Genomic DNA, 14,730 nt, shown 5'->3' on the forward strand with positions numbered 1-14,730 from the left:
CTAGTGGAAAACGGTCCGGGGCGGCGGCTCCGTCTGCTCCAGACGGACGGCGATGGGGCTGGCCTGGTGGTGAACCATCCGCCAGGCGCCGCCCTCGTTCACGAAGATGTTGGTGGCGGCCAGGACGCCGCCCTCCAGCACCTCTTCGCAGATCACCACGGCGACGTCGCCGTAGATGAAGGCATTGTCATTGCGGCTGAAGGCCTTCGGCGTCGCCGGGTTCCTCATGATGTCCCGCAGGCTCGTCAGGACCAGCGTGCGATCCACCAGCGGAGCCCAGCCGGGATGGATGCAAAGGACCGGCGCGGCCTGTGCCCACAGCATTTCCATCGCCGCGAAGTCCCGGCTGGAGAAGGCGTGATAGAAGGCGCGGTTGGCGGCCAGCGCGTCGTCCAGGGTCGGACCGGTCGCCGCTGAGGTGATAGTGGGACGAGGGGCCATGGCGGTCGCTTCCGGTAGGAGGAGTTTCGGCCGCCAGACTACCCCATTCAGATGTCTTCGGCGAGTCTGAAGCCGGCGAATTGCCACCGGGCGGCCGGCGGGAAGAAGTTCCGGTAGGTCGCCCTGACATGGTCCGACGGCGTGACGCAGGACCCGCCGCGCAGGACCATCTGGTTGCACATGAACTTGCCATTGTATTCGCCGACCGCGCCCGGCGGGGCCTTGAAGCCGGGATAGGGCGAATAGGGGCTGGCGGTCCATTCCCAGACGTCGCCGAACATCTGCCAGGGACCCATCCCGGCGCAGGGCGAGGCCATGGGGTGCAGCGTGCCGCACTCCATCAGGTTGCCGTCCACCTGCTGGGTCCGGCCGAACAGTTCCCACTCGGCTTCGGTCGGCAGCCGCTTGCCGGCCCAGGCGGCATAGGCGGCGGCCTCGTAGAAGCTGACATGGCAAACCGGATCGGATTCCACCATCGGACGAAGCCCGGACAGGGTGAAGACGTGCCAGTCGCCGTGCTGCTTCTGCCAGTAGAGCGGGGCGCGCCACTGTTGCGCCTCGACCTCGTTCCAGCCGTCCGACAGCCAGTATTTCGGTTTGTCGTAACCGCCGGCCTCTATGAACTCCCGGTACTCGCCGCAGGTCACCGGCCGCCCGGCGAAGCGGAAGGGCTGGACGTAGGTATGGTGCCGCGGCGTCTCGTTGTCGAAGCAGAAGCCCGTGCCGTCGCCATCGCATCCGATCTGGACGAGGCCGCCGGCATGCTCGAACCATTTCTGGGGAGCCGTGGTCGCCCCCGGCTGGTTCTGGGCGGACTGGTATGCCGGAAGCAGCGGGTTCGACCAGAAGACGTGCTTGATATCGGTCAGGATCAATTCCTGATGCTGCTGCTCGTGGTTGAACCCGAGCGTCAGGATCTTCGACAGTTCGCCCAGGGTTTCATCCGGTACCTGGCGGATCAGCCGCAAGCACGCGGCGTTGACATGATCGCGGTAGCGCTGGACCTCGTCCGCGCTCGGGCGCGACAGCATGCCCCGGTGGGGGCGCGGGTGGCGGCTGCCCAGATTATTGTAGTAGGAATTGAAAAGGTAACCGAACCGCTCGTCGAACGCCGTATAGCCCTGTGCGTAGCGGTTCAGCACGAAGACTTCGAAGAACCATGTCGTGTGGGCGAGATGCCATTTCGTCGGGCTGACGTCGGCCATCGACTGGATGATCTGGTCTTCGGGGGTCAGGGGAGCGGCCAGCCCCACCGTACGGCCTCGGACCCGCATGAACCGGCGTACCAGCCGTTCGCGCACGCTCGGGGCGGCTGCGAGCTCGATGACGTCCTGCATGGCATCGATCATCTTTTCTTCCTCCGGCGCATCGGCGTGTTCGCAATTAAGTAGTCTGGTGGCGCGCATGAATTTGGGAAATGGAACACCTCTTCCGGGGATTGGGTCAGCATCTCCGACGGGGCTATGCCGAAGGAGTACCTGCCGACGGGCCGGATTTCAGGGGAGGCATATGACTTGAGGTTCGTGGCTGGTTGCCGGCTGCACGTAAAAGTTAGGCAATCGTGAAAACCGTCATTCATGCGCCGCGATGCTGCGTTGCAGCAAACAGGGATGGTGCGAACCCCGATAATGCTTAGATTTGAAGTCTCTGAACCGAGTTTTGGGACTTCGCATCATGGTCATCCTCTCTCTATGCGGTGACAAGTACACTCGCCCCAGCGAAAAGCTGGAAGATCTCACCCCGCTGGATCGCGCTTGGAAGCGCGTGGTGGCGCGCATCAGGCAGATCGGCGATCACCGCGCAGGCAGCTCCGCCGTTTCCGCGCCCCCGCGGACGGCCCGGACTGCCGCCTGATCCGGCCATCCGTCCGGACCGAACGGGAAACAAGCAAGATAGGGCCCCGACGGTCAGTCGGCGGCCCCGGCGGTCTGGAACATGGCAAGGGTTTCCGGCCCGAGCCATGTCGCGAGCGATCCGCCGCAGACCATTCCGGCCACGAAAATGGCCGCTGCCAGCGCCATCTGCCTGACGCGCCCGCCGCGACGGCCGCCGTCAATGCCCTCCGCCTCCGATCCGCCCGGCGCCGGCTTATCCGGATCGACACCCCCCGAGTCCCCCTCGCCATCGGGCGCCAGGGTGGTGAACTCCGGCTTCGCCAGCGTCTCGGTGATCGCCTGCGTGACGGTATCGAACGAGAACTCGGCGTCCGGCAGGCGCCGATGCCGATGGATGCGGCCCAGCAGTTCGGCGGTCAGGAATATGTAGTCCTGGGTCGAGTGGGTGCCGCGGTTGAACAAGGTCGAGGGCGCCCGCTTGACCTCCGCCTTCAGGATCTCCGGGTCGAAGCGGATCCGGTTTCGGTACAGCAGCCCGGAGAACTGGCTTCCCAGATCCTTCAGCGTCTGCTGGTCGCGTCGGGTTCCCTCGAACAGCGATACCAGGATGCCGTTGACCACGAGGCCGGGACTGAGGCCGCCGCGCAGCGCATTCACCGTCTCCACCGTCCGCTGCACGCCCTGGATCGAGAAGGCGCCCGACGTGGTCGGGATCAGTACGCTGTCCGCGGCGATCAGCGCGCTCAGCGACAGCAGGCCCATGGCCGGCGGGCAGTCGATCACGACGAAATCGAAGCGGTCTTCCGAGAACGTCAGGTAGCGCTTGAGCCCGTGGTTGGGCCTGACCCGGTCGTCCAGCCCGGTCTCCAGCAGGGTCAGCGCCCGGGTCGACGGGATGATCCACAGGTTCTGGACCACGGTCTCGTGCAGCGCGTCCTCGATGACGGCCTGCTTGCGGATGACGTCCACCAGGTTGGGCGACGCCCCGGTGCGCGACAGAACGGTCGTGCTGCTCTGCTGGGGATCGATGTCGACCAGCAGGCACCGGTAGCCCGCTGCGGCCAAGCATACGGACAGGTTCAGCGAAACCGTCGTCTTTCCCACGCCGCCCTTGTGGTTGTAGATGGCGATCGTGTGGGTCGGCGAGGTTCGGGGCGAGGCGTTCGGGCTCGATGTCATCAACAGGGTTCCGGAAGGGCGCCTTCAGGCAACGCGGGCGGCTGCGGTTTCGTACCGAAGGTTTAACCCGCGCCGCCGGATTGGGCAACATCCCGCCGAAGGATTTACCCATAAAGTCACGGCCGAGCGCCGCGACCGTCAGTTTCCGCCGAGCACGAAGGTGAAGGAGTTGTCCTTCATCCGCCGGTCGAGCGTCTGAACCGTGCCGGGATTCCCGGAGGCCGATTTGGTTGAGTCACGCCGCCCTGGCGATGTCCTCGGTTTGAGCATAGTAGCGTGCTTCGGCCTTGGCGGGCGGAATGTTGCCGATGGGTTCGAGCAGGCGCCGGTGGTTGAACCTGTCCTCCCATTCCAGGGTGGCGAACTCGACGGCCTCCAGCCTGTGCCATGGCCCACTGCAACGGATTACTTCGGTCTTGTAGAGGCCGTTGACCGTCTCGGCCAAGGCATTATACCGCCATAGGCGTTAGCTAAAGCTCCGTAGCTGTCGCCGACGCTGCCGACCGACGGCCCGACACCGGCCTCGGCCAGATGTTCGGTGTACTTGACGGGGCCTCCGGTAAACCCGGTGCGGTTCACTCATTCTTGTCGAGCGCTTCTTCGCCGAAATCACCCGCAAGCGCATCCGCCGAGGCGTCCTCAAGAGCGTCCTTGATCTCGAAGTCGCGATCTATCGATACCTCGCCGAACACAACGAGCGCCCCAAACCCTTCGTCTGGACCGCGACTGCCGACAAAATTCTTAAAAAGGTCGAAAAAGTCCGCACCTCACTAAACGCAAATATCGGTACCAAGCGTTAGAGTCAGAACACTAGGACCCATCCTTGCGAGAACTCCTCAGCCCAGCAGCCGGGCAACGGCTTCCAGGATCTGGGCCACATAGTAAGCTCGACTTTGGCCATCCTAAATGGGACTTTGATCAGGCCCTGATCCAGAAGAAGGGTTCCTCGGCGATGAAGTCGAGGGCGTCATCAAGGGGCATGATGGCGCCGAAGGGACCGGCGGGTCCCCAGGCGTCGCGTCGCCACCAGAGGACCTCGACCTCGTCGTCCTCGCCGGTCGGGCACAGGCGGGCGACCGGCGCGCCGGTGCGGGTGCTGACCAGCGAGTAGCCGTGACCGGCGCGCCGGGCGCGGACGCCACCTTGCGGCCAGGGGTGGGCGTGGATGCGCTGGAGCACGGGGTCGGTCTTGGCGGCCATGGCGATCTCCGCGGGGCGGGACTGTTGGGTCCAACACTCCAACCGCCCGGAGGGGACCATGGACCGCCCTGACCCGCCGCTGCCCGAGGCGTTCTGCCGCTGGCTCGCCCCGGCGCTCGCTGTGTTCTCGCCGACCTGCCGGCCCCAGGCCGCCGCGCTGGCGGTCGGCGCCCTGCTGGCGCTTGGCCCGCGCACCGTGGCCGGCGCGCTACGCGCGCTCGGCCTGGCCGGACGGGCCGATTTCGCCACCTTCCACCGGGTGCTCAGCCGCGACGTGTGGTCCGGGCTGGCGCTGGCCCGGCGGCTCACCCGGGCGCTGGTGCGCGTGTTCGCCCCGCTCGGCCCGGTGGTGGTCGGGCTCGACCACACCCTGGAGCGCCGGCGCGGTCCCCGGGTCCGGCCGGCGGCACACTACTACGACCCGGTGCGCTCCTCGCGCGGGCGCAAGGTCACCAGCCGCGGCCTGCGCTGGGTCTCGGCCATGCTGCTGGCCGAGGTGCCGTTCGCCCGCAAGGTCTGGGCGCTGCCGATGCTCAGCGCGCTGGCGCCGAGCCAAGCCTTCTGCCAGGCCGAGGGCCGGCGATACCGGCCGGTCACGGCGTGGGCGCTCAGCCTGCTGCGCCTGGTGCGGCGCTGGCTGCCGGGGCGCGCCATGGTCGCGGTGATGGACGGCGAGTTCGCCTCGGTCGGCCTGCTGCGCGAGTTGGGCCGCGCAATGACCGTGGTGACCCGGCTCCGCCTGGACGCCCGGCTGTTCGACTTCCCGGCCCCGCGCCCGCCCGGCCGGGGCGGTCGGCCCGCCACCAAGGGCAAGGCCCAAACCAAGCTGGCCAAGCGGCGGCACGACGCGGGCGAGCCCTGGCAGCGCTTCGCCCTGCTGGTCCGCACCGGGCGTCGCCACGCGCGGGAGGCGGAGTTCATCTCCGGCACCGCGCTGTGGCACCACCCGGGGGAGCCGCCGGTCGCGGTCCGCTGGATCCTGGTGCGCTATCCCGGGTCCAAGCGCGACCCCGACGCGTTGGCGTGCACCGACTTGACGGCCGACCCGCTGGTCATCCTCGGCTGGTTCTCCAGGCGCTGGCTGATGGAACTCACCTATGAAGAGGCGCGCGCCCACCTCGGCGTCGAGACCCAGCGCCAGCACGCCGACAAGGCGGTGTTCCGCACCACCCCGGTGCTGTTCGGCCTGTACTCGCTGGTCGCGCTCCATGTCCAGGCCTTCGCCGGCCAACTCGACCTGACCCCGCGCCGGGCGGCCTGGTACCCCAAGACCGCCCCGACCTTCGCCGACGCCCTGGCTGCCGTACGCATCGCCCTGTGGACCGACCTGAATTTCGTCACAGCCCTGGATCCCGGCGAAACCGTCCAAATTCCTCGCACCGTCTACGTCAGGCTCGTCCAGGCCGCCGCTTATGCCCCCTGACCTATCAAAACCAATCCGAAGCCGCTCGTAGTCCCATTTAGGATGGCCAAAGTCGAGGTAAGGCTTCGTGATATGCGCGTCGTGGCCGCCCGAGTAGGAGGGGGGTAGCTGCGTCTCCGGAACGGAGGTTGCCAGAACGATGGGCATACGCGAGCCTCGGGCGCGCAACTCGACAATCATGTCGAGCCCGTTCATGCGGGGCATCATGTAGTCCGTGATGATCAGGTCCGGGGGCGAGGCCAAGGCCATCTCCAGCCCTCTGGCTCCATCAGAGGCCACCTCGACAAGATATCCCTCATCCTCAAGGAGCATGCTTGTCGTCATAGAGATGAGAACCTCGTCCTCGACGAGCAGAACGCGGGTCATCCGGTCAGGACCCCTTCTTACCGGTCCGTCGTGTCACTCCCTTCTGTGTGCTTTCGTCTGTCGTGGGGTCGGGGAGAGCGCCTTCGGGGCGTAGCCTGTCGAGATTGGCCTCGCCAAAACGGATGCCGGTATCGCCGATGAAGAACTCCTCGGAGATTGGGTCGAAGTCGCTGTCCCGGACCTTCAGAATCGATAAGTTGCGCCTCATGATGCCGTCCCGGAGGGCGTAGTGAACAAGCACGACATTGTCGGAGATGGCCGAGATGTCTTGGTCGGTGGGCAGATCCTCGGGTAGGAACAGCTCTTTGCTCTCCAGGCTCCAGATCACGGCCGCTCCCCTGGAGCGCAGATGCTGGTTGAGAGCGTTGACGAAGAGCGACAGGCGCTGCCTATGGATAAGGGAGTCGCGGAAGGCCGACAGGCCGTCGATGAAAATTCGTCGAGCTTTGGTCGTCTCGACCATTTCGATGAGTTCGTGACCGAGTTCGTCGACAAGGTTCTCGGCCGGGCTTCTCCAGCGAACCGTGAGCGCCCCGGTTTCCACAAGGCCTGCCAGATCGATGCCGATGGACTGAGCCTTTAACAGCAGTCGCTTGGGTCTCTCGTAGAACCCGTAGAGCACGCCCGGCTCGTCGACCGTGCATTGCGAGAGGAAATGCAGCCCCAACGTCGTCTTCCCGGATCCGGTGGGACCAAACAGTAGCGTGGTCGACGCGGCCGGGTAGCCACCGTGGAGCATCGTGTCGAGCGCTTCCAGACCCGCACTGACCCGACCGGTCGCCTCGTCCTCGGCATCGGACGGCAGTACGGTCGCCTCTAGGCGCGGGAACACCCTGATGCCGCTGTCTGTGATGCGGAACAGATGTTCCCCCCGCAGAAAGCTACCACCACGCTGCTTGTGGACCGTGATGGAGCGAACAGACCGCAGCCCATGACCGACGTCGCGAAGCTCAATCCAGCCATCCACCATGGTGAACTCTGGCGAGGAGGGCTGCCGCTGCTGATTGGTGAGGATCAGGAGGGTTATGCCAAGCAGGTTGGCCTGCCCCTGGAGTTCGTGGACGAAGGTGCGGAACTCGTGCTCGCTGCCCGCCACGTCATGGATGACGAAGAGACCATCCAGGATAACGAGCGACGCCTTGCTGCGGCGAGCCTCCTGCGCCAGCAGGCGGATCACTCCGCGCAGGCCTTCCTTGTCGAGCGTCGAATATGCCGAGAGGTAAGTCAGCAGCCGTGGGATCCTGTCCTCCGAATAGAACCCCATCTGCTGCATGTAGCGGATCATCCGGTCGTGGGGCTCTGCAAGCAGGCTCATGTAGAGGGCTGTCTCGCCCTGATCCGTGTGGTTGAAGCAGATCTGGTTGGACAGGATCGTCTTGCCCGTCCCCGGACTGCCTTGGATGATGTAGGCTGCACCTCTGAGCAAGCCGCCATTCAGGACAATGTCCAGTCCTTCGATCCCGGTTAGTATCCGCTCTATGGCAAAACTCATCAGCATGGTCCCTGAACTTGCATGCCGCGCCAGCAGGCTTGAGGCGACAGCCTTCTCCTCCGGTGAGCCTATTAAGCCTGTGCACCCAACATTCTGTCTGCAGGTATTAGCATCTCTGCTCGCTGTTTGTAAGGCGCGTCCGAGCAAGGCTGTAGAGCATTGTGGCTGAGGTCTCAAAGAATCTTTTTATGCTTCAAAGGAGGCCTGCTGACCACTCAAGGATTGTCCTAAGCAAGAGGTTTTGCAATGTCGCCTGAATCGGTAAAGGACGGCTTCTGAGATGCTGCCCGAGCCGCTACCGTGTTCAGAATTGTCGGTCTGAATCAGGCAGAAAAGATTGAATCGGCGCTGCCGACCGGGGCGACGGCAGTTCCTGTACCGACGAGTCCCGCAAATACTTCCAGCTAACGAAAATGATTCGGCCTTTGGACAGGTCGATGGCTGGACTGGTATGGAACGACATAATCAAGGTGACGCAAGGGCCGGATGAGCCGTAACCCTTGTCGCTGTTCCATCCCTCACGGCATCGGATACCATTCGAACCCGAGGGTATGGATGTTCCCGGCGAAGCGTCCGGCCCCTTTCGGGCGGGCCGGACGCTTGCGGAGTCTCAATCCGCCTGTGCCCTCCGCGGCATGAAGCCGCGGGCGGGGTTGTAGCCGTAGATGGCGGCGGCCAGGAACACCGCCAGGGCAAGCGCTGTCCAGCCCAGCGACTCCCAGTTGATCTGCACGTAGAGGGCGAAGCGGATCAGTTCGACCGCGTGGGTGAACGGGTTGGCGGCGCAGATCTGGTAGAGCAGCACGCTAGATTCCTGCATCTTCCACAACGGATAGAGCGCCGAGGACAGGAAGAAGGTCGGGAAGATCACGAAGTTCATGACTCCCGCGAAGTTCTCCAGCTGCTTGATGGTCGAGGACAGCAGCATGCCCACGGCTCCCAGCATCAACCCGCTGACGACCAGGGCCGGCAGCGCCGTCAGGTATCCCAGGGGCGGCATGACAATGTCGAAGGCGGCGGCGATCGCCAGGAAGGCATATACCTGGAGGATCGACACGGCGGTTCCGGCCAGCAGCTTGGCGGTCAGCAGGAACCAGCGGGGCAGGGGGCTGACAAGCAGCGTTCGCATGCTGCCCATCTCCCGGTCGTAGACCATGGACAGCGAACTCTGCATCCCGTTGAACAGCTGGATCATCCCGACCAGCCCCGGGACGATGTATGTCTCGTAGGTGATGTAGGTCTCGTAGGGTGGAATGATCGAGAGGCCGAGCGCCGCCCGGAAGCCGGCCGCGAACACCAGCAGCCAGACCAGCGGCCGGACCAGGGCCGCCAGGAAGCGCTCGCGCTGGTGGAGGAACCGCAGCACCTCGCGGATCACGATGCCGTTGAGGGCGCGCCAGTAATGCAGGTTCATGCTGCCACCTGGTTGATCAGCCGGTGGAAGGTCTGGGTCAGGTTCGCCGAGGCGTTGGTCCTGTTCACCTCGCTGACGCTGCCGTCGGCCAGGATGCGGCCCTTGTGGATCACGACGACCCGGTCGTCGGCATGGACCTCGTCGATCAGGTGGGTCGCCCACAGCACCGCCATGCCCTGGGTCCGGCACAGCTCGTGGACATGCTCCACGATCCCGCGGCGGGCCGGGACGTCCAGTCCTACGGTCGGCTCGTCCAGCACCAGAAGGTCCGGCCGGTGGAGCAGTGCCCGAGCCAGTTCGACCCGGCGGCGGTGGCCGCCGTTGAGCTGGCGTACCTTCTCGCCGTCGCGCTCGGCCATGTCGAGACGCTCCAGCGCCTCGTCGATGCGGTTGGCGGCGTCGCGCCGACCGATGCCGTGCAGCGCAGCGAAGTAATGAAGGTTCTGGCGGACGGTCAGGTCAAGGTCCAGCGTGGGCTGCTGGAACACCACGCCCATCCGGGCCAGCGCGCGGGTCGGCTGGTCTCGCAACGCGATCCCGCAGACGCGGATGGACCCGCGCGGCGCCTCGAACAGGCGGGTGATCAGGGAGAACAGCGTCGTCTTGCCCGCGCCGTTCGGCCCCAGCAGGGCGGTGAACTCGCCCTCGTTCACACGGAAGGACACGTCGTCCAGGGCGAAGCCTCGGCCGTAACCGTAGCTGAGCCCTTCGATCTCCAATGCGGGTGCGGTCATCTATCCCTTGCGTTTCCTCCGGGCCCGGTTCCAGGCCCCCATCCCTTATAACCTATTCCTTGATCGCCACACCCCAAGGATAGCGGCCGACCGGGATCGACTTTACCACGGTCATGGCGTCCACATCGATCACCGACACATCGTTGCTCACCCCGTTCGACGTGAACAGCCGCTTCTGGTCCGGCGTGAATTCCAGGTGCCAGACGCGGCGGCCGACCAGCAGGTACCTTTCGACCTCGAAGGTCCTGGCGTTGACCACGGCCACGTGGTTGGCCGGGCCGAGCGCCACGAAGGCGTAACGCCCGTCATCGGTCAGCTTGACGCCGACCGGCTGGATATTGTCCTTGGCGACGCCTTTGATCGCGAATTGGACCGTGTGCTCCACCTTCCGCGTCGCCGTGTCGATCACCGCCACCGTGCCGCCGATCTCCGCCGAGACCCACAGCTTCGACCCGTCCCTGGAGAATTCGGCGTGGCGCGGCCGCGCGTCCACCAGCGTGTTGTCGACCAGGGACCGCTTTGCCGTGTCGATCCAGTGGACCATGTTGGTCGTTTCCGACGTGTTGACCGCCCAGTTGCCGTCCGGGCTGACCGCCATGCCTTCCGGCTCGACGCCGACTTCGATTTGATAGGCGACTTTCCGCTGCGGAATGTCCACGACGGTCACGACGTTGTCGTCCTCGTTGGAGACGAACAGATGCTTGCCGTCGGGATGGAGCGCGAACTGCTCCGGGTCCTCGCCCGAGGGAAGGTCGTGCAGGATCTTCCCGGTCGCGACGTCGAGCACCTGGACGGTATCGTCGTCGCTGGCGCAGATGTAAAGCAGGCTGCCGTCGGCGTTCAGGGTGATCCCGCGCGGGCGTCTGCCGACCTTGATGGTCTTCGTCACCTGAAGGGTGCCGGCGTCGATCACGCTCAGCGTATTGTCCTTCTCGTTCGAAACGAAAACCGTTTGCCCGAGCGCCGGCCCGGCCAGAACGGCCGTCACGACTGCCGCCGCCGACGCAACCTTCGCGATCTTCATGACGCTTCTTTCCCTTGGAGCTGACGAACGCGGCCAAGGTATCGGCATCGGCGGTATGCGGCGCATTAGACTTTGGAACCATGCCGGACCGATCCAGTACTTCGGGCAAAAAGCCTTGTCGCCTCAATACTTGCGTAATCTCAGCAGCCGCCGGCTCCTACCATAGTCCAATTAGTGCCCGAGCCCGTCCTGGATATGATCCGTCGCAACGAAGCGATCACCGCTGTTTGCGAAAGGACCTGTTTGATGAACGCTCGGCTTGTCCGGCTCTCCGCCGCCGCCCTTCTGCTGGGCGGTCTCGTTGCCGCCTCGACCGGCGCCTTCGCCCATGGCGACGTCACTCCCCAGGCGGTCGACACCACCGGTCTGGAGCCGCTGGGCAAGGAATGGCGGGAGAGCAATCCCTACCGGGGCAACGAGCGGGCCATCGAGATCGGCAAGTCGGCGTTCAACCAGAACTGCGCCCGATGCCACGGCCTGGGCGCCATTTCGGGAGGCATCGCGCCGGACCTGCGGTTCCTGGAGCCGGGCGACAGCGGCGACGAGTGGTTCAAGGAGCGGGTGGTCAACGGCGCGATCCGCAATGGCGTCACCTACATGCCCAAGTTCGACGAAGCCCTGGGGCAGGAAGCGCTCTGGACGATCCGCGCCTGGCTCGAAACCGTCGCCGAGCAGTGAGCGTGCCCATGTCGGGAATGATCGCTTCCTGGTGCCGCGCCCTGGCCGCCGCCGTCGCCCTGACGGTCGCGGCATCCTCCCCGGCCCTGGCCGTGCCGCTGGACGACGTGGTCGCGCGCGGGGTGGTGCGGATCGCCGTCTACCGGGATTTCCCGCCATTCTCCTACCGCGAGGGCGGCGTCCTGAAGGGGGCCGACGTCGATCTGGGCAAGGCGATCGGCGAGAAGCTGGGGCTGCGGGTCGATTTCATGGAACTGACCGCCGACGAGACCATGGACGACGATCTGCGCAATGCCGTCTGGAAGGGGCCGATCCTGGGCGGCGGCGTCGCCGACATCATGATGCATGTGCCGGTCAACCGGTCCTTCGCTCAGCGCAATGATCTGGTCGTCATCTTCGGGCCGTACCAGCGGGAGATCTATGCCGTCGCCCGCGATCCCGCGCGCATTTCCGAAACCGCGGGGTTCCCGGTGTTCCAGACCGAGAAGGTCGGGGTCGAGCTGGATACCGTTCCCGATTTCTACCTGAGCGGCGCCTTCGGCGGCCGGCTCGCGGCGAATGTCGTCCACTACGTCACCGTCGGGCAGGCGGTCGCCGGCCTTCGCGCCGGTGCCGTGGCGGCGGTGTTCGCCCCCTTGAGCGAACTGGAGGGGGCGCTGGGTCCCGACCGGGCCAAGTTCCCGATCGGATCCATGCCCGCCCCGAACCTGGCCCCCGCGGAATGGCCGATCGGCCTGGCGGTCAAGCACGACGCCCGCGACCTGGGTTACCGGGTCGGGGACATCGTGACCGAGCTTCTCGAAAGTGGTAAGGTGGCGGAAATCTACGGGAGCCACGGGCTGACGCACAACCGCCCGGCCCAATAGGACGGAAGACCCGAAGCGGACGCTCCCACGAAGCATGGGAGCGCATTGGATAGGGAGATCGCGCGTGCTGAAGACCCTTGGCGCAGGCTTGGTCACGGTGATGCTGGCGACCTCGGCGGTCGCGGCCGAACCCGATCCCCTCCGTTCCGTGATGTGGGACGACATGCATTCCGTGATCCTGGGCGGCGGGCCGGTCCGGTTCGATGACCGCGTCCTCGTATCCGCCCCGGCGAGTGCCGAGGACGCGCTGAACGTGCCGGTATCGGTCGATGCGACGGCTTTGGGCGCGGTGGAGGAGATCGTCGTCTTCGCCGACATGAACCCGATCCCGCGGATCCTCAATTATCGCCCGGTCGCGGCCCGTCCGACCATAGCGCTGCGTCTCAAGCTTCAGCAGGCGACCCCGATCCGGGCGGCGGCCCGCACGCCCGACGGGGTCTGGCACGTGGGCGGTGTGTTCGTCGACGCAGCGGGCGGCGGCTGCACCTCCCCCGCGCTGGCCCACGGCGATCCGACCTGGGAGCGGCATCTCGGCGAGGTCCAGGCCCGCGCCTGGGCCGGGACGGGGGCGGAGGCTGACTCCACCCGGCTGCGCCTTCGGGTGCGGCACCCGATGGATACCGGCCTGGCGCCGGGTATCCCGGCCTTCTACCTGGAGGATCTTGCGATCCGGGACGCCGATGGACGCGAACTGGCGCGGATCGACAGCTTCGAGCCGGTCTCCGAGAACCCTGTCTTCACCGTCGAGGTGTCGCCGTCGCCCGGCAGCCGGTCCCTCGGGATCAAGGGTCGAGACAATAACGGCACCGAGATCGAGGCCGAGGTTCCCTTGCCGTGGCGGCAGAGCGCGCTGGACCCCGTCCGGCGATGAGAGGCGCGCTCAAGGGTGCGGTCGGGCTGCTGTGCCTGATCCTGATGCCGGCGGACAGCGTCCTTGCCGCCCGGCGGGACTATGGGCTGGAGGCGCGCCGGATCGCGGCCGACACCTATGTGTTCGAGGGGGCCTCGGAGCATTTCACCGCCGCGAACGGCGGAAACATCCTCAACTCGGGCTTCATCGTCACCGAAGACGGCGTTATCGTCATCCAGACCGGGCCCAGCCGCCGCTACGGCGAGGAGATGAGGGCCGCGATCGGCCGGGTGACCCAGCGGCCGATCGCGAAGGTCTTCGTCAGCAACCTTCATCCCGACTATTTCCTCGGCTCCCAGGCCTTCGCCGACGTGCCGATCGCCGCCCTTCCCGGCACCATCGACGGCATCCGCAGCGACGGCCGGGCGGTCACCGAGAACATGTACCGTCTGATCGGCGACTGGATGCGGGGGACCGAGGTGGTCGTCCCGTCCGAGCCCGTCCTGGGCGCCACCGTCGCCTACGGCGGCCACAGGCTTCGGTTGATGCCTCTTGCCGGGCACACGGCGGCCGACCTCGCCCTGTTCGACGAGACCACCGGCGTGCTGTTCGCCGGTGGTCTCGTGTTCTCCGACCGCACGCCGACGACGCCTCACGCCGACATCGCGCGGTGGCTGGTATCGCTCGACCAGTTGGAGTCGCTGGACATCGCCGTCCTGGTTCCCAACCACGGCACAGTCCGGCCCGACGAAGCCGCGATCGGCCAGACTCGGGATTACCTGACCTGGCTTGACGCGACGCTACGCGAGGCGGCGGAGGCGGGCCTGGACATGAACGAAGTCATGGCGATCGAGATTCCGACACGATTCGCCGCACTCAACGTCCTTCGGGAGGAGTTCATACGCTCGGTCGCGCATCTCTATCCAGAAATAGAACAATCTGTATTGCCGCGCGTGAACTAAACAGGGCCTGAATCGGACCGACCTGCCTCCTGACGGACGCGGGAAAGCTTTCGTTCGTTCGCATCTATATTATAGCCATCTATTGTACTTTTTGCCAATTGCTTGGTTTCGACGTGAGGTTAATCTCCGCGACCAAGGACAAACAGGCCTGCGGGGCCGGGAAGATTTGGCAAAGCCGGGGCTTGGCTGTCGGGACGGGAGCGTTCCGGCGGCCGGTCGGTGGCGGAGCGGCCCGGTGCCGGCGTCGCGTGCTCTTGAGGGAGGCT

General features: G+C 65.6%; 13 protein-coding genes and 3 pseudogenes. 6 read left to right on the top strand and 10 right to left on the bottom strand.

The window, feature by feature from the left end:
• From JL100_RS10565 to JL100_RS10580, 4 genes and pseudogenes are all read right to left on the bottom strand, one after another.
• Complete coding sequence (locus JL100_RS10565) at nucleotides 1–441, bottom strand: nuclear transport factor 2 family protein (RefSeq protein WP_202685388.1); 441 nt, start codon at nucleotides 439–441, stop codon at nucleotides 1–3.
• Nucleotides 442–488: 47 nt separating this feature from the next.
• Entirely contained in the window at nucleotides 489–1,790 is a 1,302-nt protein-coding gene (gene egtB / locus JL100_RS10570; RefSeq protein WP_228421189.1) for an ergothioneine biosynthesis protein EgtB, read from the bottom strand.
• Between the two features lie 558 nt (nucleotides 1,791–2,348).
• Nucleotides 2,349–3,455, bottom strand: a complete 1,107-nt coding sequence (locus JL100_RS10575) for a ParA family protein (RefSeq protein WP_202685389.1) — start codon at nucleotides 3,453–3,455, stop codon at nucleotides 2,349–2,351.
• Nucleotides 3,456–3,690: 235 nt separating this feature from the next.
• A pseudogene (locus tag JL100_RS10580) lies at nucleotides 3,691–4,004 on the bottom strand (IS3 family transposase); the annotation flags it as partial.
• A gap of 29 nt (nucleotides 4,005–4,033) precedes the next feature.
• Here JL100_RS10580 and JL100_RS10585 point away from each other — a divergent pair.
• Nucleotides 4,034–4,255, top strand: a pseudogene (locus JL100_RS10585) (IS630 family transposase); the annotation flags it as partial.
• Between the two features lie 118 nt (nucleotides 4,256–4,373).
• Here the strand turns inward: JL100_RS10585 and JL100_RS10590 are convergent.
• Nucleotides 4,374–4,655 (bottom strand): hypothetical protein, encoded by a 282-nt coding sequence (locus tag JL100_RS10590; RefSeq protein WP_202685820.1) that lies wholly within the window; start codon nucleotides 4,653–4,655, stop codon nucleotides 4,374–4,376.
• 58 nt (nucleotides 4,656–4,713) lie between these two features.
• On the opposite strand from JL100_RS10590, the gene JL100_RS10595 reads away from it, so the two are divergent.
• A complete protein-coding gene (locus tag JL100_RS10595; protein ID WP_228420846.1) occupies nucleotides 4,714–6,078 on the top strand; it encodes an IS701 family transposase in 1,365 nt (454 codons plus the stop codon).
• 120 nt (nucleotides 6,079–6,198) lie between these two features.
• Here JL100_RS10595 and JL100_RS36805 read toward each other — a convergent pair.
• The 5 genes and pseudogenes from JL100_RS36805 to JL100_RS10615 form a co-directional block, all read right to left on the bottom strand.
• Nucleotides 6,199–6,444: pseudogene (locus tag JL100_RS36805) on the bottom strand (response regulator transcription factor); the annotation flags it as partial.
• A gap of 4 nt (nucleotides 6,445–6,448) precedes the next feature.
• A complete protein-coding gene (locus JL100_RS10600) occupies nucleotides 6,449–7,936 on the bottom strand; it encodes an ATPase domain-containing protein (protein WP_202685641.1) in 1,488 nt (495 codons plus the stop codon).
• Between the two features lie 610 nt (nucleotides 7,937–8,546).
• Nucleotides 8,547–9,350 carry an ABC transporter permease gene (locus JL100_RS10605; protein WP_202685642.1) on the bottom strand — a complete coding sequence of 268 codons (804 nt, stop codon included), beginning with the start codon at nucleotides 9,348–9,350 and terminating at the stop codon, nucleotides 8,547–8,549.
• On the bottom strand, nucleotides 9,347–10,084 hold the full coding sequence (locus tag JL100_RS10610) for an ABC transporter ATP-binding protein (protein WP_202685643.1): 738 nt from the start codon (nucleotides 10,082–10,084) through the stop codon (nucleotides 9,347–9,349). Before JL100_RS10610 ends, JL100_RS10605 begins: the two co-directional genes overlap by 4 nt.
• Before the next feature lie 52 nt (nucleotides 10,085–10,136).
• On the bottom strand, nucleotides 10,137–11,108 hold the full coding sequence (locus JL100_RS10615; RefSeq protein ID WP_202685644.1) for a YVTN family beta-propeller repeat protein: 972 nt from the start codon (nucleotides 11,106–11,108) through the stop codon (nucleotides 10,137–10,139).
• 246 nt (nucleotides 11,109–11,354) lie between these two features.
• Here JL100_RS10615 and pedF point away from each other — a divergent pair, with 246 nt between their 5' ends.
• The 4 genes from pedF to JL100_RS10635 all read left to right on the top strand — a co-directional run bounded on the left by pedF (nucleotide 11,355) and on the right by JL100_RS10635 (nucleotide 14,464).
• The gene (gene pedF, locus JL100_RS10620) at nucleotides 11,355–11,786 is read left to right on the top strand and encodes a cytochrome c-550 PedF (RefSeq protein ID WP_202685645.1); all 432 of its coding nucleotides are present in this window, start codon (nucleotides 11,355–11,357) and stop codon (nucleotides 11,784–11,786) included.
• 8 nt (nucleotides 11,787–11,794) lie between these two features.
• Nucleotides 11,795–12,652 carry a substrate-binding periplasmic protein gene (locus JL100_RS10625; RefSeq protein WP_202685646.1) on the top strand — a complete coding sequence of 286 codons (858 nt, stop codon included), beginning with the start codon at nucleotides 11,795–11,797 and terminating at the stop codon, nucleotides 12,650–12,652.
• Nucleotides 12,653–12,716: 64 nt separating this feature from the next.
• On the top strand, nucleotides 12,717–13,523 hold the full coding sequence (locus tag JL100_RS10630) for a quinoprotein dehydrogenase-associated SoxYZ-like carrier (RefSeq protein ID WP_228421190.1): 807 nt from the start codon (nucleotides 12,717–12,719) through the stop codon (nucleotides 13,521–13,523).
• Nucleotides 13,520–14,464 (top strand): quinoprotein relay system zinc metallohydrolase 1, encoded by a 945-nt coding sequence (locus JL100_RS10635; protein ID WP_202685647.1) that lies wholly within the window; start codon nucleotides 13,520–13,522, stop codon nucleotides 14,462–14,464. The genes JL100_RS10630 and JL100_RS10635 overlap by 4 nt, the downstream gene beginning before the upstream one ends.
• The last annotated feature ends 266 nt before the right edge of the window (nucleotides 14,465–14,730 follow it).

This window comes from Skermanella mucosa (genome assembly GCF_016765655.2).
GTDB classification, from domain to species: domain Bacteria; phylum Pseudomonadota; class Alphaproteobacteria; order Azospirillales; family Azospirillaceae; genus Skermanella; species Skermanella mucosa.